Source organism: Roseateles paludis, assembly GCF_039872745.1.
GTDB lineage: Bacteria > Pseudomonadota > Gammaproteobacteria > Burkholderiales > Burkholderiaceae_C > Pelomonas > Pelomonas paludis.
The window spans coordinates 1,212,969-1,229,908 of the sequence record NZ_JBDPZD010000001.1 but is presented as its reverse complement, the minus strand read 5'-3'; the positions used below and the strand labels follow the sequence as shown (position 1 = coordinate 1,229,908).

The following is a 16,940-nucleotide window of genomic DNA, read 5'->3' as shown; positions in this document are numbered from 1 at the left end:
AGAGGTCAAGCCTGCTTGCCGTAGCGCACGGCCGTCATCTCGGCCAGGATGGAGAGCGCAATCTCGGGCGGCGTGCGGGCGCCGATGTCGAGGCCCACGGGGCCGTGCATGCGGTCCAGCTCGGCCTCGGTCAGGCCAAAGTGCTCGGACAGGCGCGCGCGGCGTTTGGCCTGGTTGACGCGTGAGCCGATGGCGCCGACGTAGAAGGCCTGGCCGCGCAGGGCTTCCATCAGCGCGAGGTCGTCGAGCTTGGGGTCGTGCGTGAGCGCGACGATGGCGCTGGCCCCGTCGGCCTTGAAGTCCATCACCACGTCGTCGGGCATGTCGCGCGTCAGCTGCACGCCGTCCAGCGCAAAGTCGCCCACATGCTCGGGGCGCGGGTCGCAGATCATCACGCCGTAGTCCAGCGCCTGGGCCATGCGGGCCAGGTAGTCGCTGATGGGGCCGGCGCCGATGATGAGCAGGCGCCACTGTGGGCCGTGGTGGCTGACAAGGCGCTGCTCATCGAGGCTGAGCGTGTCGCCCGCCTGCGCGGGCGCTAGCTGCACGGCGCCGCTGGCCAGATCCAATTCGCGGCGCACACGCTCGCCGCGCGCCAGGCGCGCAAGCAGCTCGTCCAGCTGCGACTGCGGGCCCAGGGGCTCCAGCATCAGCTCCAGCGTGCCGCCGCAGGGCAGGCCAAAGCGGCGCGCCTCTTCGGCGCCCACGCCGTAGCGCAGGGGCGTAGGGCGCTGCAGGTTGAGGCTACCTGCGCGCAGTTGCTCGACGAGGTCGTCCTCGATGCAGCCGCCCGAGACCGAGCCGGCCAGCACGCCGTCGGCGCGCAGCGCCACCAGGCTGCCCACCGGGCGCGGCGCCGAGCCCCAGGTGCGGGTGATGGTGCCCAGTACGACCGCCCAGCCGGCTTCGCGCCATTCACGGGCCGTGCGCAGCACGACGAGATCGATGTTGTCCATGCGGCGACCTTACCCGAAGGTGTCTCGGCCTTGCGCGGCGCGGGTTTCCGGCCGTAACTGTCTGGCTGCGCCCGGGGCCCGCCGCTTAGAATTGCGCCACTCCCCCCCGAAAACCCGGGCCTGCAACAGCAGGCCCGCTTTTTTGCCTGTTCTTTCTCGCATGTCGACAGCCTCCCGCCGACTGCCGCACGTGGACGCCCTCAAGGCGCTTGCGGCGCAGTGCATCGTTCTGCATCACCTCGTCAGCTACGGCCCCATCAGCCGCGCTGCGCATGGCCTGCTGCCAGCCTTGGCCGGTGTCATGCACGACTACGGGCGCATGGCGGTGCAGGCCTTCCTGGTGGTGGGGGGTTTCTTGAGCGCGCGGGCCCTGTCGCCGCGTGGCCAGGCGCTGGCCACTGCCGTGCCGGCGGCGTTGGCCAAGCGCTATCTGCGCCTGACCCTGCCCTTTGTGGCCGCCCTGCTGCTGACCCTGTTGGTCTCGGCCGTGGTGGCCCCGGTGCTGCCCGAGCTGGCCAATCCCGACGACTGGAGCACCGGCCAACTGCTGGCCCATGCCACGCTGACGCATGGTCTGCTCGGGTTTGAGTCGCTGACGGTGGGCGCCTGGTATGTGGCGGTGGACCTGCAGCTGTTTGCCCTGCTGCTGGGCCTGCTGTGGCTGGTGCGGCACTTCAGCCTGCACCCGCGCCAGCTGTGGCTGGGGCCCGCCGTGGTGCTGGGGCTGGCGCTGGGCTCGGCCTGGGTGTTCAACCTGGACCCCTCGCTCGACGCCACGGCGCTCTACTTCTTTGCGTCCTATGGGCTCGGGGCCAGCGTGCACTGGCTGGGCGCCCGCACGCTCAGGCCCTGGGCCTTTGGTGTCGTGCTGCTGCTGATGGCGGCGGCGCTGGCCCTGGCCTGGCGGGACCGTCTGGCCCTGGCGCTGGCGCTGACGCTGTGGCTGGCCGTGGCCGAGGCCGGGCATTTGCGCCCGGGCCGCAATTGGTCGCGCTGGGCCAATGAGTCCTACGCACTCTTCCTGATCCACTTCCCCGTGCTGCTGGCCGGCAATGCGCTGGCGGCGCTGAGCGCGCTGCCGGACTGGGCGGCGCTCGGTGTCGGGGCGCTGTGCTTCGGGCTGTCCGTGCATCTGGCTGGCGCCTTCCACCGCTGGGTGGAATGCCCGGCAACAAGCTGGGCAAACCGCTGGACCACGGGCTGGCTCGGCACCGCCGGCTCGCGCTGGTGGGCGCGCCGCTTAACTCGCTGATCTAGCCGCTGACCTAGCCGCTGCCGCCCGCAGCCGTACGTCAAGATTCACACCCCAAGCGCGGGGCGCGCCCGAGGCGGGCGCAGGCGCCTGCGTGCTAAGGTCTGCCGACCCCTGGCTAGGAGTCTGTCGGGCTTGCCCGGCGTCCAGACGATGACACGCATCCCGGGTTGGCACACCCCAAGCTCGCTCCAGCATCAGCCGCTGATGTGGCGCCACGCCACGCTCACGGCCTGCCTGATCTGCGCCGTGCTGGCCCTGCTGCTAGCCGTGCTGGCCTGGGCCACGCCCTGGCTGGGCCTCTCCCCGGCGGCACAGCCGCGTCGGCTGGAGCTGGCGGGCGTGTTTGCGCTGGCCAGCCTCACGGGCGCCGCCCTGACGGGCCTCAAGCGGCCGCGCCTGGGTGCGGGCTCGATGCTGGCGTGCGCCATCGTCGGCCTGGCCTGGGTGGCCCATGTGTCGGGCCTGGGGCTGTACATGCCGGGCCTGTCGGCGGCGGCCATCATCGTCACGCTGACCATGGCCCTGGCCGGCCTGCGCGCCGGGCTGCTGCTGTGTGCACTGCAGGTGGCGGCCCTGCTGCTGCTGCACCAGAACACCACGTCCGCCGCCAGCGCCGTGACGGTGACGAGCCAGACGCCCACCGAGCTGCTGATCGTGCAGCTGACGCTGATGCTGGGCAGCCTGGTGGCGGGCGGCTTGATCCACCACCTGATGGCGCACCGCCTGACCCTGGCGCTGCGCGACCAGGAGCGCCTGGCCGACTGGACGCGCGTGGCCAACGACTGGTACTGGGAGGCCGACGCCGAGCTGCGCATCACCTATGTCTCGCCCTCCTTTGCCCAAAGCGGCCGCGACGTCGAGGCCTTCATGCACATCGGCCAGCCCGGCGGGCCTCACTTCATCGAGGACGAACACTGGGCGGCAATGCGCGAGGACCTGCTCGGGCGCCGCGCCTTTCGCGACCGCCTGCACGGCGTGCGTTGGCCCGACGGCCGGGTGGACTGGGTGCGAGCCTCGGCCGAGCCGCGCTATGACGAAGACGGCCAGTGCCTGGGCTGGCGCGGCGTCAGCCACGACGTGACGGCCGAGCACGAGGCCCAGCGCGCGCAGGCCCGCACCGGCGCGATGCTGGAGCAGGTGTTCCGCGTCAGCCCCGGTGCCATCTGCGTGGCGCGCCTGACCGACGGCCGCATGCTCTACGTCAACCCCGGCTTCGAGACCCTGACTGGCTACGAGCACACGCAGGCCGTGGGCAAGAGCGCGATGGAGCTGGGCATGTGGACCGAGGCCGGCGAGCCTGCCCGGCTGCGCGACGAGATCCTGACTCACGGCAGCGTGCGCAGTTTCCGCACCCTGGTGCGCCTGGCCGACGAGCGCTGGGCCGACGTGCGCATCAGCGCCGCCGGCTTCGAGATCGAGGGCGACCACCTGGTGGTGATGTACAGCGACGACCTCACCGAGCTGGAGCGCGTGCGCGTCGAGGGCGATGCCATCCTCGACAACGCCAGCGTCGGCATCGCGCTGATGCGTGGCGAGCACATCGTGCGCATGAACCCGCACTGGCTCGGCATCTTTGGCGACGACCGCCTGCGCCTGGCCGACGGCGCCATGCCCCTGCCCGACGCCGAGCAGATCGCCAAGCACCCGCTGGCCTTTGAGCGAGACCTGCTGCGTGCCGATGGCCGGCGTATCACCGTGCAGTTCAACACCCGCCGCATGCCGCAGACGCCGGCCGACGCGCACTCCTTCTCCAGCTTCCAGCACTCGGCCGAGCCGCTGAACATCTGGGTCGCGGTGGACGTGACGGCGCGCCACCAGCAGGCGCAGGAGCTGTCCATCGCCAAGCACGAGGCCGAGGCCGCCAGCGCCGCCAAGGGCGCCTTCCTGGCCACCATGAGCCACGAGATCCGCACCCCACTGAACGGCGTGTTGGGCATGGCGCGGCTGCTGCGCCAGATGCCGCCCGACGACGCGCGGCGCGACGAGTTCCTCGGCCATTTGTGCACCGCCGCCGAGTCGCTCAACGAGTTGGTCTCCAACGTGCTCGACCTGTCCAAGATCGAGGCCGGCGCGCTGCACATCGAGGACGCCGAGTTCGACCTGAACCAACTGGTGCACAAGACCTTCGAGGGCAGCGCCGTGCTGGGCCGCGAGCGCGGCTTGCAGATGGCCTGCCAGCTGGCGCCGGGCGTGCCGCAGATGGTGCGCGGCGACGCGCTGCGGGTGCGACAGATCCTGAGCAACTTCCTCACCAATGCGGTCAAGTTCACCGAGCACGGCAGCGTCAACCTGGAGGTGGCCAGCGGCGCGAGCGGCCAGGTGCGCTTCAGCGTGCACGACTCAGGCTGCGGCGTGCCGGCCGAGCACCAGGGCCACCTCTTCGAGCCCTTCAGCCAGGCCGACGCCAGCACCACGCGGCGCTATGGCGGCACGGGGCTGGGCTTGTCGATCTGCCGCGAGCTGGCCACGCGCATGGGCGGGCGCATCGGCATGGACAGCGATGGCCGCACGGGCAGCCGCTTCTGGGTCGAGCTGCCGCTGCCGCCGCTGGACCCCGCCGCCACCGAGCCGCCGGCGCGCGAGCGCTACCCGCTGGCCGGCAAGCGCGTGCTGGTGGCCGAGGACAACCCGGTCAACATGGTCATCATCACCAGCATGCTGCAGCGCCTGGGCGCCGAGGTGCTGCCCGCCGAGGACGGCGCCCAGGCCGTGCACGTGGCCCGCCAGCAGGCGGCGCGCATCGACGCCGTGCTGATGGACCTGCACATGCCCCTGATCGACGGCCTGCGCGCCACGCGCCTGCTGCGCGCCGACGCCGCCACCGCCACCCTGCCCATCCACGCCTACACCGCCGCCGCGCTGGAGCACGAGCGCCAGGCCGCCAAGGACGCGGGCATGCAGGGCTTCTTGACCAAGCCGGTGATGGAAGCGGACCTGGTGCGGCTGCTGCGGCAGTAGTGGCTGTTCGCGACTACTCGCAGTCCGTCGCGCGCCGCATATCGGCCAAGGTCTTGCCGGGTTCGTCGCGGAAGCGGTCATGGAGCTGCTGCAGGCTCTCGATGCGGTCCACGCGGAAGCTGCGGAAGTCCTCGCGCAGCTCGCACCAGGCGGCCACCGTCCACACCGGGCCCCAGAACAAACAGGCCAGCGGCCGCACCACGCGCGTGCTGCGCGCGCCGCCCAGGTCCAGGTACTGCACGCGCAGCTTGTGGCGTGACTCGGTGGCCTCGCGCAGCACGGTGAGGTGGTGGCTGGTGTTCGGGTCCAGCGCCACCGAAGGCGCGTACACAGCCAGGCTCTCGGCCGCCGCGCGCGCGTCAATCGGCAGCACGGCCAGCACCTTGGACAGCGCGTTCTCGGCCTGCGCCGCCAGCGCGGCATCCAGGCGCGACTCGGCCACCCGCAGCGCCGCCACCAGGGCCTGCGCCTCCTGGCGGCTGAACATCAGCGGCGGCAAATCGAAGCCCGCGCGCATGCAGTAGCCCACACCGGCCTCTCCCTCGATGGGCACGCCCTGTCCGATCAAGGCCGCGATGTCGCGGTAGACGGTGCGCATCGACACCTCCAGGCGCCGGGCCAGGTAGTCGGCCGTGGTGAGCCGCCGCCCGCGCACGAGCTGGACGATCTGGAAGAGGCGGTCAGCACGGCGCATCAAAGCTCCTTCATGCGGCCGGTGCGCAAGGCCACGGCCCAGTCTGGCCGGCCGCGTTGCGCGGTCAGTTGCGCCATGGGTTCAAAGTCGTAGTCCACATGGCGCAGCTCGGCCCGCCAGCCGCTGGCGCCGCGCTCAATCAGCGCATAGCGCGCGGCCGGGCTGCCGGTCTCCACCACATGGGGCCAGGGCTGGTCGTCGTCATAGGCCTGCAGGCCCACGCTGCCGGGGTTCACGATCAGGCCACCACCGGGCAGTTGGACGACGCGCGGCAGATGCGAGTGGCCGCAGGCGATCACCGGGCAGCGCACATCGCCCAGGCGCTGCGCAATCTCGTCCTGCGTGGCCGCGCGCAGGCCTTGCGGCGTCACGGTCTCCAGCAGGTAGTGCAGGTCGCTGTGCGGCGTGGCGTGGCAGGCCAGCAGCTCGTCACTCACGGCCAGGCAGTGCGGCAGGCTGCGGAACCAGTCGAGCTGGTCGGGCCGCAGCTCGGCCACCGCGTGCGCGTCGGACGCGCCGCCCGGGCTGGGCTTGTAGTCATAGACCTGCCGCTCGTGGTTGCCGCGCAGGTGAATCCAGGGCTGGGCCCGCAGCAGGTCCACCGTCTCGCGCGGCAGCAAGGGGCCCGAGGCCATGTCGCCGAGCTGGATCACCTGGTCCACACCCTGGCGCTGGATGTCAGCCATCACGGCCACGAGGGCGGGCAGGTTGCCGTGGATGTCGGAGACGAGGGCTAGACGCAAGTGGGGCATGGCGGGATTCTGCAAGTCAACGCGCGATCAGCGAGGTGCAAGACCCATGGCATCGAGGCGCAGCAGGATCTCGGTGCGGCGCTCGCGGGCAACCTCGCGCCAGTCGAGCCCCTCCTGCACGGCCAGCAGCGCGTAGAGCAGGTTGCGGCTGGCCTCGGGCCAACGGGCCTTGAGCTGGGCGTAGACCTCGAAAGCATCACGCGCCTTGAGGGCCTCGACGCTCTCGATCCCGAGCGCAGCCAGATGCCCGCGGCTGCGAGGGCCGAGGCTGTGCCAGGGGTTGGGGGTTGAGGTCATGGAGCGGGATGGTGGCAGCGCATGCTGTCAAGGCTTGTCAGCAGCGGGGCTGGGACAATCCCGGCATGGAAGTTTTTCTGATTGCCACCAGCGTCGTGGCCCTGGCCGAGATCGGCGACAAGACGCAGCTCCTGGCCTTCATGCTGGCGGCCAAGTTCCGCCGTCCCTGGCCCATCGTCTGGGGCATCCTGGTGGCCACGCTGGTCAACCACGCGGCTGCGGGCTGGCTGGGGGGCTTTGTCACCCACTGGATCGGCCCGACCGCCCTGCGTTGGATCCTGGGGCTGTCCTTCATCGCGATGGCGGCCTGGATGCTGGTGCCCGACAAGCTGGACGACGACGATGCCCCGAAGCCCGGGCACGGCGTCTTTGTCAGCACCGTGATCGCGTTCTTTTTGGCCGAGATGGGCGACAAGACGCAGATCGCCACAGTGGCCCTGGCCGCGCGCACGCCGGATGCGCTGGCGGCCGTGGTGGCGGGCACCACGGTGGGCATGATGCTGGCCAATGTGCCCGCCGTGCTGCTGGGCGACAAGCTGGCCCACCGCATCCCCGTGAAGCTGGTTCACGGCATCGCGGCGGGCATCTTTGCGGTGCTGGGGGTGGTGACGCTGATCTGGGGATCAGAGATCTGATCAGAGCTCGGACTGACGCTCAACCACGCGGCTGACGAGGCCGTAGTCGATGGCTTCCTGGGCGCTCATCCAGAAGTCGCGCTCGATGTCGACGCGCACACGGTCCAGCGGCTGGCCGGTCTCACGGGCGATCACACCGGCGATGCGCTCGCGGGTGCGGATGATTTCCTTGGCCTGGATGGCGATGTCGCTGGCCTGGCCGCCGGCGCCGCCTGCCGGCTGGTGGATCATGAAGCGCGTGTTGGGCAGTGCCAGGCGCCGCTCCTTGGGCGCCGCCAGGTAGATGTGGGTGCCGGCGCTGGCCACCCAGCCGGTGCCGACGGTGGTGACCGGCGCGCGCACGAAGCGGATCATGTCGTGGATGGCGTCGCCGCTCTCGACATGGCCGCCGGGGCTGGAGATGAGCAGGGTGATGGGCGCATCGCTCTCCTGGCTCAGGGCCAGCAGGCGGCGGCAGGTGGCCAGGGCCATCTTGTCGTCGATCTCGCCAAAGACCATCACGAAGCGCGACTTGAAGAGCAGTTGCTCTTCCTGCTTTTCGGGGGCGTCTTTCTTGGCAGCCTTGTCGTCGGCGGCGGCGAGTTGTTGGGCGTGGGTCATCAGGGTCTCGCAGTGAAGCAATCGGTCAGTCTGCGGCGCGGCCGGGGGTCTTGTAGAACCACTTGCGCGCGCCATGGGGCTTGAAAGGCTGCCAGTGTCCCTCAGCCTGGGCGAGGCGGTCGGCCAAGGCATACAAAGCCATCGGGTTGAATCCCAGCCCGATGTGGCTGGCGTGCACCTCGATGTTCTCGGACAGCGGGCCAGGCTCGTTGACCGAGCAATGCCAGGCCACGATGCCGTCGCTGCGCGAGTAGATCGAGGTGGTGGGCACGGGCGGCGGCTGGCGCAGTTGCTCCAGCAGGGCCGGGTCGTGCGCGTTCTGGCCGCTGACCAGCTCGAAGAAGCGCCAGGCATGCGTGGCACGCGGGTGGCCGGCAAAGGGCGTGCCGAGCGTGACCACGCTGCGCACCTCGTCCGGGCAGGCCTTGGCCAGCTCGCGGGCATAGAGGCCGCCGAGGCTCCAGCCCACCAGGCTGGGCTTGCGGCCGAAGCGCTGGCGCAGGCGGCGCAGGTCGTGCTCGCAGCGCTCCAGCACGCCGGTGCGCGGCCCAAAATTGAAGCCCTGGCCCCAGGGCTGGGTGTGATAGCCCAGGCTGTCAAGCAAGGCGCGCAGCGGCGCGGTGCTGGTGTCGTTGGCGCCCAGGCCGGGAAAGATCATCACCGGGTGGCCGTCGCCCTGGGGCAGCTGGCGCATCCAGGGCAGCGCGGCCAGCAGGGCCAGGTATTCCAGCGGCGCACGGCTCTCCAGGGCCAGTAGCCAGCCGCTGGGGGCGCGCAGGTCGGACCAGTCTGGCGCGGCGCTCTGGGCGGCAGGCTCGTCCCAACCGGCAAACGACGTAGCGGCCGACTTGCGAGGCCGGCTACGGGGTTTGGCGCGGGGCGGCTTGGAGGGCATCGAGGGGTCAATCCTCGGGCACAAAGATCCAGAGCAGTAGGTATACGAAGATGCCGCCGCCGGCAAACATCACGCCCAGCGTGAAGGCCAGGCGCCAGATCCAGCTGTCGAGCCCCGTGGCGCGGGCGATACCGCCGCACACACCGCCCAGCCAGCGGTCGTTGCGGGAGCGGCGCAGCCCATTGACGCTCTGCGCACTCACCCCAGGCGCAGCCGCAGCGCCGGGCTCGGCGTCCAACACACGCGCCTTGGCTCGCGCAAATTCCTCATCACTGAGCACGCCCCGGGCATGCAGGTCGGCCAGCTTGTTCAGTTCGTCAGAAGTGCTCATGCGGATTCCTCGTCAGCTAGGTGAATGACTCCGATTGTGCAAATACAGCGTGGCCCGATCGACACAGCAGCGATGGGCTGTGCCGCCGCCCAGACAGGCCGCTCAACGCTGCGACGAATGCGGTTGGCGCGCCGGGTCGATGTCGATGTACTGCCAGAAGTCGAGCCAGAACACCGGGCGCCGGTAGCCGGTCATCCAGGGCTGTTCAATGTCGGTCAGCAGTCGATGCACATGCACCTTGTAAGGCGCATAGGCCACCACCAAGCGCCAGGCCTGCTGCAGCAGGGCATTGCGCTCGGGCCCGTCAGGCATTGGGCTGGTGCGCTCAAACAGGCGGTCGATCTCGTCCATCTGGATGCGCGCGAGATTGGCCGTGCCCTTGGCGGGGCCGTAGACGCGCTGCAGATTGCCCTGGCTGTCGGGGCTGTCGGCGAAGGAGCCGACCTTCCAGGTCTGGAAGTTGCCCGACTGCACGGCCTTGAGGTTGTCGGGCCAGGGCGCAACCTTGAGCACCAGCTTGATCCCGATGGCGCGCAGGGCCTGGTCCCAGATCTCATCCACTGAGCGGCTCAGCGCGTCGGCCTCGGTCTTGCGGTTGATGACCAGGGGGCTGCCATCGGGCAGGTCGCGCCAGCCGTCACCGTCCTTGTCCACATAGCCGTACAGGTCGAGCAGCGCGCGGGCCTTGGCCGGGTTGTATTCGGAGTTCTCGGTCTTGAGGCTCGCGTCGAAGGCCAGGCTGTGGGGCACCACCAGGGCCTGCGCGGGCACGGCCGTGCCACGCCGCGAGATGCGGATCTCCTTGCGCACGTCGTAGGCCAGGGACAGCGCACGGCGCAGCGCCACCTTGTCGGGCGTGTAGCCGCCCACCACCGGGTCTTCCATGTTGTAGATGGTGAGCGTCATGTCGGGCGCAACGCTGAACTCGGCGCGCATGCCGCGCTTGGCGAGATTGGGTGCGAGCTTGCGGCCCGGCGCCGCCTGGGTGATGAAGGCCTCGGGCACGCGCTCGATGAAGTCGTGCTCGTTGTTCAGGAAGGCCAGCCAGCGTGGCTGGTCTTCCACCACCACATCGATCACGACACGATCCACCATGGGAATCCGGCGACCCTTGAACTTGGCGAGCCAGGCTTGCCCCTGCGCATCGTCGGCAGGTGGCTGGGCGTCGTAATGGCGCTCGCGGTAGCCGGGGTTGCGCTCGAACACCATCTGCGAGCTGCGGCGCCACTCGACGAGCTTGAACGGGCCCGTGCCCACCGGGTGGGCCGAGATCTGGTCGCCATAGGTCTCGACCACCTCCCGCGCCACGGCACCGAGCAGGTCGTTGCCGGTGAACAGGCTCTCGATCAGCCGTGGCCGGGGCTGCTTGGTCTGCACCTGCACGGTGTAGCGGTCGGAGGCATAGAGGCCGGCCACCGGCTCGTCGTAGGGGAAGGGCTGCTTGCGCTCGATCACGCGGCGGTGCAGCTCGTTCAGGCCGACAAGGCCAAGCTCCTCGATCTGCGTCCAGGCCTGCGCCTTGTTGGCGGGGTCGGCAAAGCGCTTGATGCTGTAGACGAAGTCGGCCGCCGTCAGTTCGCGGCGCTGACCCTTGAAGGCCGGGTCGTCGGCAAAGTAGATGCCGGGCTTGATGCGCACGCTGAACTGCTTGTAGTCGCTGCTCACGGTGGGCATGCCATCAGCCACCAGCGGCACGATCTTGACGGGCCGGGCCAGATGATCGTAGGTGTAGGGCGCCTCGAAGATGTGCGCCGTGACGCCGCGCGAGTACAGGTCAGACACCGCGATCGGATCAAAGCCCGTCTCGGCCACCCGGTAGGCGTAGCGGAAGGTTTTGGCTTCGGTCTTGGTCTCACCGGCTTGGGCGGTGGCCAGCCCGAGGGCGGCAAGGCCGGCCAGGGCCAGTCGCAGGAATCGTTTCATGGGGTGACCTTGGGAGCGGTCGCTTCATCGATGTCCACGTACTTGAAGAACTCCTTGACGTAGACGTTGCGGTTGTAGCCCTTGACCCAGGGCTGGGCCATGTCGGTCCAGATGCGGTGGACGTGGAACTTGTAGGGTGCGTAGGCGACGAGCAGCTTTTGCGCCTCCAGCATCACAGCGAGGCGCTCGGGGCCGTCGGGCAGGGTCTTTTGCTTGTCGTAAAGCGCTTCAAAGGCCGGCAGGTTGAAGCGCGGCTTGTTGGCCTTGCCGGCGGACTTGCTGGAGCCCAGCGCGAGGAAGGTGTCGCCATCGTCGATGGCGGCCGACCAGCCCAAGCCCCACATCTGCAACTTGCCGGCAGTGGAGGCCTTGAGGTTCTCGGGCCACTTGGCCCAGACGAACTGGATGCGGATGCCGAGCGCATCCATGTTCTTCTGCCACAGCTCGGCCAGGGCGCGGTAGTCGGCGGTGGGCTCGGTGTTGTAGGTCAGGACCAGGGGCTTGCCGTCGGGCTGGTCGCGCCAGCCATCGCCGTCCTTGTCGGTGTAGCCATAGAGGTCGAGCAGGGCCTTGGCCTTGGGCAGGTTGTACTCGCCCATCTCGGTCTTGAAGTCCGGCGAGGAGCCAAAGCTGGTGAGCGGGACGACGCCTTGCGCCTTCATGGCCTGGCCGCGGCGGGGCAGGCGCACTTCCTTGTCCACGTCCACGGCCAGGTTGATGGCGCGGCGCAGCGCCACCTTCTCTGGCGTGTAGCCGCCCAGCACCGGGTCTTCCATGTTGTAGTAAGTGACCGAGATGTCGGGCCGGTTGTACCGGACCATGCGGATGCCCTGTTTGGCGAGGTTGGGCGCCAGCTTGTTGCCCGGCATGGCGATGCCGGTGAACTCGGGCGGCACGTACTCGATGACGTCGGTCTCACCGCGCACAAAGCTGAGCCAGCGCGGCTGCGGCTCCTCGGTGATCTCGATCTGCACCTTGTCCACAAAGGGCATGCGCTTGCCCTGCAGGGCGGCCATCTCGGCGGCCAGGCGCGGGTCATCGGTGGGCGGAACCTCGTTGTAGAGCACCTCACGGTAGTTCGGATTGCGGTCAAGCACGATGCGCGAACTGCGGCGCCAGTCGCCCAGCTTGAAGGGCCCGGTGCCCACCGGGTGCTCCATGATCTTGTCGCCATAAAACTCCACCACCTCGCGCGCCACGGCGCCGAAGCTGCCGGAGTCGGTCAGGTAGGCCGGCAGGCGCGGTGCGGGGTCGGCCACGCGGATCTGCAGCGTGTAGCGGTCCAGGGCCTTGAGGCCCTCGACCTCGCGGTCGTAGTCAAAGGGCTTCTTGGCGTCGATGCTGGCCTTGCGCAGCTCGGAGAGGCCGAGGATCTTGAGGTTCTCAAGCAGGTAGAGGTTCTGGCTCTTCCAGCGCGGGTCGTAGTGGCGCTTGAGGCTGTAGACATAGTCCTGCGCCGTCAGCTCGCGCTTTTGGCCCTTGAAGGCCGGGTCGTCGGCAAAGTAGATGCCCGGCTTGACGCGCACGGTGAAGGTGCGGGCATCCGGGCTCACCTCGGGCAGCGCGGCAGCGGTATTGGGGCGCAGCCGGTAGGGGCGCGTAGAGAAGTCGTACTCCAGCAGGCCCTCAATCATGGCGGCCGTGATGGTCTTGGAGTAGAGGTCGGAGATCTGGGCGGGGTCGAAGCCGGTTTCGGCCGAGCGCAGCGCGTAGCGCAGCACCTTCTCGGCCCGGCCGGGCGCTGCCAGCAACAGCGCGGCCAGCAAACCCAGTAGCAGGGGGGCGGGGAACTTCATGAGGGACTGGACCGGAAACTCCAACAAAGCGCGAAGTCTAAGTTCGCGGCGCGGATAGACTCCGCGCCGGCTTAGGTTTTCGTTCGGAGGTCCGCACATGGCGGCCTATGTGATCCGGCGCCTGTGGCAAATGATCCCCACCCTGCTGGGGGTCGTGCTGCTGGTGTTCTTCCTCTTCAAATACTTCGGCAGCGACCCGTCCATCATCCTGGGCGGCATGAACGCCACGCCTGAGCAGATCGCCTCGATCCGCCAGCAACTGGGCCTGGACAAGCCGGTCTGGGAGCAGTTGCTGATCTTCCTGAAGCAGATCGTCACCTTCGACTGGGGCAAGAGCTGGGCCACGCAAGAGCCTGTGAGCGCGCTCTTTGCCAGCCGCATGCCGGCCACGCTGACGGTGACCGTGCCCATCCTGATCCTGGAAGTGCTGCTGGCCATCCCGTTTGCGATGGCCGTGGCGACCGTGCGCGGCAGCCTGACCGACCGCACCGTGATGATCTGCACCACGGTGGCGGTGTCGATCTCGCTGCTGGTCTACGTGATCCTGGCGCAATACCTGTTCGCCTTCCGGCTGGGCTGGTTCCCGGTGCAGGGCTGGACCAAGAGCTTCTGGGTCAACCTCACCACTTACGCGCCGCTGCCCATCCTCGTGGTGGTGGCCGTGGGCCTGGCGCCGCAGTTGCGGCTCTACCGCAGCTTTTTCCTGGACGAGCTGGGCCACGACTACGTGCGCACCGCCCGCGCCAAGGGCCTCTCCGAGCGCACCGTGCTGCTCAAGCACGTGCTGCGCAACGCCTTGATCCCCATCCTCACCAATGTGGCCGTGCTGCTGCCCGGGGTGTTCGTGGGCTCCTTCCTGATCGAGGTGTTCTTCTCCATCCCCGGCCTCGGCCGCGAGATCCTGCTGGCCGTGAACCGAGGCGACTACCCGGTGATCCAGGCCTTTGCCATCTACCTTGCGGCGCTGACCATGAGCGTCAACCTGATCGTGGACCTGCTCTACAAACTCGTCGATCCACGAGTCGTTTTCAAATGAACGCGCCCACTCAAACCTCCTCCGGCGGCGTCTGGACCGCCGCCTGGAAGCGCCTGCGCACCGACCGCGTCGGCATGACCTGCATGGCCATCGTGGCCGCCTTCCTGGTGCTGGTGCTGGCTGCGGCGCTGGATGTCATCGCGGCCGATTGGCAGCGCGAGGTCGGCGTGCCCGATGCGCCGCCCACCTTCGTCGGCCCCAGGCCGGCCGAGGACGTGGGCGCCATCATCGAGCCCAAGGGCCCGGCCGTCGATCTCAGCAGCATCGACCCCCTGGCGCCGCGCTATGCCGAGTGGGCCGCTGCTGCAGCCAAGTTCAAGACCGAGGATGACGTGCGCCAGCCCACCCTGCCCCTGGGCGGTGACCGCCTGGGCCGCGACGTGCTGGCCAAGGTCATCAAGGGCGCCGAGGTCTCGGTGGTGGTGGGCCTGGCCGCCGCCGTGGTGGCCACGCTGATCGGCACCTTGCTGGGCGCGCTCTCGGGCTTCTTTGGCGGCAAGCTGGGCGACCTGCTGGAGTGGGTCTACAACGTCTTCACGGCCATCCCGACCATCCTGCTGCTCTTCACCTTCGCGGCCATCTTCCCGCGCGGCGTCACCTCGGTCGTGCTGATCCTGGCCTTCACGGGCTGGACCGGCATCTACCGCCTGATCCGCGCCGAGTTCATCAAGCACCGCTCGCGCGAGTACGTGCGCAGCGCCGAGGCCATCGGCGCCTCGACCGGCTCGCGCATCTTCAAGCACATCCTGCCCAATGTCTCGCACGTGGCCCTGGTGCAGCTGTCGTTGCACGTGGTGAGCTTCATCAAGAGCGAGGTCATCCTGTCCTACCTCGGCCTCGGCGTCAGCGTGGACCAGGTCTCCTGGGGCACCATGCTGTCCGAGGCCCAGAACGAGCTGATCCTCGGCCACTGGTGGCAACTGGCCGCCGTGACCGTCTGCATGGCCGTCTTCGTCACGGCGTTTGCCCTCTTCACCGACGCGCTGCGTGATGCGCTCGATCCCAAGCTGCGAGGTCTGGAATGACCACCCTGCTTTCCATCCAAGACCTCAAGGTCGCCTTCCGCATGGGCAAGGTGGCGGGCGAGGTGCAACGCCAGCTGGCCGTCAAGGGCGTCAGCTTTGACGTGGCCGAGAACAGCACAGTGGCGTTGGTCGGCGAGTCGGGCTCGGGCAAGAGCGTGACGGCGATGTCCATCCTCAACCTGCTGCCCAGCAATGCCGAGCGCAGCGGGCAAATCCTCTTCCAGGGGCGCGATCTGCTGCAGGCATCCCAGCCTGAGATGCAGCAGCTGCGTGGCAAAGAGATCGCCTGCGTCTTCCAGGACCCGATGAGCTCGCTCAACCCGGTGTTCACCGTGGCCACGCAGATCTGCGAGCCGCTGATCAAGCACCTCGGCCTCAGCCGCAAGCAGGCGCTGGCGCGGGCCGAGGAGCTGATGAACGAGGTCGGCATCCCCGACCCCAAGCGGCGCCTCGGCAGCTACCCGCACGAGATGTCGGGCGGCCAGCAGCAGCGCGTGATGATCGCTGTGGCCCTGGCCTGCGAGCCCAAGCTCCTGATCGCCGACGAGCCGACCACGGCCCTCGACGTGACCATCCAGCGCCAGGTGATGGACCTGCTGGCCCGGCTGAAGGAGCAGCGGCGCATGAGCCTGCTCTTCATCTCGCACGACCTCGGCGTCGTGGGCGAGGTGTCGGACCATGTCGTGGTGATGCGCCACGGCCAGGTGCGTGAGCAGGCCCCCGTGGCCGACATCTTTCAAAAGCCGCAGGACGCCTACACCCGCGCGCTGCTGGCCTGCCGCCCGAGCTTGACCGAGAGCCCCGTGCGGCTCACTGTGATCGACGACCACATCGAAGGCCAGACCACGGACGCCAGCCACGCCAAACCCAAGGACCCCAACGCCCCCGTGGTGCTGGAGGTGCGCGGGCTCAAGAAGAGCTTCTGGATGAAGCGGGGCCTCTTCGGCCGCGCGGAGTTCCAGGCCGTGCGGGGCGTGGACTTCCAGCTGCGCAAGGGCCACACCCTGGGCATCGTGGGCGAGTCGGGCTCGGGCAAGACGACGCTGGGCCTCGCGCTTTTGCGCCTGCATGAGCCCGGTGGCGGCACGGCCAGCGGCGAGGCACGCTTCAGCGGGCAAGACCTCTTCAGCCTCAGCCGCCAAGAGATGCAGGCCATGCGCCGCCGCATCCAGGTCGTCTTCCAGAACCCCTATGCCAGCCTGAACCCGCGCTTCACCATCGCGCAGACCCTGCGCGAGCCGATGGAGATCCACGGCATCGGCACCGACACGGCTGACCGCACAGCCCGCGCCGTGGCCCTGCTGCGCAAGGTGGGGCTTGATGAAGCGGCCATGCACAAGTACCCGCACGAGTTCTCGGGCGGCCAGCGCCAGCGCATCGCCATTGCGCGCTGCCTGACGCTGCAGCCCGAGGTGCTGGTGCTGGACGAGGCGGTCTCGGCGCTGGACGTCTCGGTCCAGGCCCAGGTGCTCAACCTGCTCAAGGACCTGCAGGACGAGTTCGGCCTCAGCTACCTCTTCATCAGCCACGACCTGGCGGTGGTGAAGTTCATCTCCGACGAAGTGCTGGTGATGCAGAACGGCGCCGTGGTCGAGCGGGCCGCCACGGCCGAGCTGATGGCCGCCCCGCGGGAGGACTACACGCGCCGCCTGCTGGGCGCCATCCCGCGCGGGTATCAAGGCGTGGCAGCGGCCTGAGGCTGTGGCAGGCCGCAGCAGGCCGTAGCGGCGGCGTGCCCTACCATCCCTAGGCTGGACGCTGCTGTCGTCCGGCCCGGGTTGGCTGTG

At 68.9% G+C, this 16,940-nt stretch carries 15 protein-coding genes; 6 read left to right on the top strand and 9 right to left on the bottom strand.

Annotation, left to right across the window (positions count from 1 at the left end; translation table 11 throughout):
• Positions 1-5: 5 nt before the first annotated feature.
• The gene (locus ABDJ85_RS05745; protein ID WP_347703779.1) at positions 6-956 is read right to left on the bottom strand and encodes an XdhC family protein; all 951 of its coding nucleotides are present in this window, start codon (positions 954-956) and stop codon (positions 6-8) included.
• A gap of 160 nt (positions 957-1,116) precedes the next feature.
• On the opposite strand from ABDJ85_RS05745, the gene ABDJ85_RS05740 reads away from it, so the two are divergent.
• Together ABDJ85_RS05740 and ABDJ85_RS05735 are read left to right on the top strand one after the other, a co-directional pair.
• Positions 1,117-2,208 carry an acyltransferase family protein gene (locus ABDJ85_RS05740; protein WP_347703778.1) on the top strand — a complete coding sequence of 364 codons (1,092 nt, stop codon included), beginning with the start codon at positions 1,117-1,119 and terminating at the stop codon, positions 2,206-2,208.
• 153 nt (positions 2,209-2,361) lie between these two features.
• A complete protein-coding gene (locus ABDJ85_RS05735; protein WP_347703777.1) occupies positions 2,362-5,169 on the top strand; it encodes an ATP-binding protein in 2,808 nt (935 codons plus the stop codon).
• 13 nt (positions 5,170-5,182) lie between these two features.
• On the opposite strand, the gene ABDJ85_RS05730 is transcribed toward ABDJ85_RS05735, so the two are convergent.
• Genes ABDJ85_RS05730 through ABDJ85_RS05720 form a run of 3 tightly spaced genes read right to left on the bottom strand, consistent with a single transcriptional unit; the run spans position 5,183 to position 6,912 of the window.
• The gene (locus ABDJ85_RS05730; RefSeq protein ID WP_347703776.1) at positions 5,183-5,863 is read right to left on the bottom strand and encodes a helix-turn-helix transcriptional regulator; all 681 of its coding nucleotides are present in this window, start codon (positions 5,861-5,863) and stop codon (positions 5,183-5,185) included.
• The gene (locus ABDJ85_RS05725; protein ID WP_347703775.1) at positions 5,863-6,615 is read right to left on the bottom strand and encodes a metallophosphoesterase family protein; all 753 of its coding nucleotides are present in this window, start codon (positions 6,613-6,615) and stop codon (positions 5,863-5,865) included. Before ABDJ85_RS05725 ends, ABDJ85_RS05730 begins: the two co-directional genes overlap by 1 nt.
• Positions 6,616-6,642: 27 nt before the next feature.
• Positions 6,643-6,912 (bottom strand): TfoX/Sxy family DNA transformation protein, encoded by a 270-nt coding sequence (locus ABDJ85_RS05720; protein ID WP_347703774.1) that lies wholly within the window; start codon positions 6,910-6,912, stop codon positions 6,643-6,645.
• A gap of 65 nt (positions 6,913-6,977) precedes the next feature.
• Here ABDJ85_RS05720 and ABDJ85_RS05715 point away from each other — a divergent pair, with 65 nt between their 5' ends.
• On the top strand, positions 6,978-7,547 hold the full coding sequence (locus ABDJ85_RS05715) for a TMEM165/GDT1 family protein (protein WP_347703773.1): 570 nt from the start codon (positions 6,978-6,980) through the stop codon (positions 7,545-7,547).
• Here ABDJ85_RS05715 and ABDJ85_RS05710 read toward each other — a convergent pair whose 3' ends face one another.
• The 5 genes from ABDJ85_RS05710 to ABDJ85_RS05690 form a co-directional block, all read right to left on the bottom strand.
• On the bottom strand, positions 7,548-8,147 hold the full coding sequence (locus tag ABDJ85_RS05710) for an ATP-dependent Clp protease proteolytic subunit (protein ID WP_347703772.1): 600 nt from the start codon (positions 8,145-8,147) through the stop codon (positions 7,548-7,550).
• A 25-nt stretch (positions 8,148-8,172) separates the two neighbouring features.
• Positions 8,173-9,042 carry a lipase family alpha/beta hydrolase gene (locus ABDJ85_RS05705; RefSeq protein WP_347703771.1) on the bottom strand — a complete coding sequence of 290 codons (870 nt, stop codon included), beginning with the start codon at positions 9,040-9,042 and terminating at the stop codon, positions 8,173-8,175.
• A gap of 7 nt (positions 9,043-9,049) precedes the next feature.
• Positions 9,050-9,373, bottom strand: coding sequence for a PspC domain-containing protein (locus tag ABDJ85_RS05700; protein WP_347703770.1), 324 nt, complete (start codon positions 9,371-9,373; stop codon positions 9,050-9,052).
• Positions 9,374-9,475: 102 nt separating this feature from the next.
• A complete protein-coding gene (locus ABDJ85_RS05695) occupies positions 9,476-11,296 on the bottom strand; it encodes an ABC transporter substrate-binding protein (RefSeq protein WP_347703769.1) in 1,821 nt (606 codons plus the stop codon).
• Positions 11,293-13,092 carry an ABC transporter substrate-binding protein gene (locus tag ABDJ85_RS05690; RefSeq protein ID WP_347703768.1) on the bottom strand — a complete coding sequence of 600 codons (1,800 nt, stop codon included), beginning with the start codon at positions 13,090-13,092 and terminating at the stop codon, positions 11,293-11,295. The genes ABDJ85_RS05695 and ABDJ85_RS05690 overlap by 4 nt, the downstream gene beginning before the upstream one ends.
• 97 nt (positions 13,093-13,189) lie before the next feature.
• On the opposite strand from ABDJ85_RS05690, the gene ABDJ85_RS05685 reads away from it, so the two are divergent.
• Genes ABDJ85_RS05685 through ABDJ85_RS05675 form a run of 3 tightly spaced genes read left to right on the top strand, consistent with a single transcriptional unit; the run spans position 13,190 to position 16,850 of the window.
• On the top strand, positions 13,190-14,128 hold the full coding sequence (locus tag ABDJ85_RS05685) for an ABC transporter permease (RefSeq protein ID WP_347703767.1): 939 nt from the start codon (positions 13,190-13,192) through the stop codon (positions 14,126-14,128).
• On the top strand, positions 14,125-15,153 hold the full coding sequence (locus tag ABDJ85_RS05680) for an ABC transporter permease (protein ID WP_347703766.1): 1,029 nt from the start codon (positions 14,125-14,127) through the stop codon (positions 15,151-15,153). The genes ABDJ85_RS05685 and ABDJ85_RS05680 overlap by 4 nt, the downstream gene beginning before the upstream one ends.
• Positions 15,150-16,850, top strand: coding sequence for an ABC transporter ATP-binding protein (locus ABDJ85_RS05675; RefSeq protein WP_347703765.1), 1,701 nt, complete (start codon positions 15,150-15,152; stop codon positions 16,848-16,850). The genes ABDJ85_RS05680 and ABDJ85_RS05675 overlap by 4 nt, the downstream gene beginning before the upstream one ends.
• Positions 16,851-16,940 lie beyond the last annotated feature (90 nt).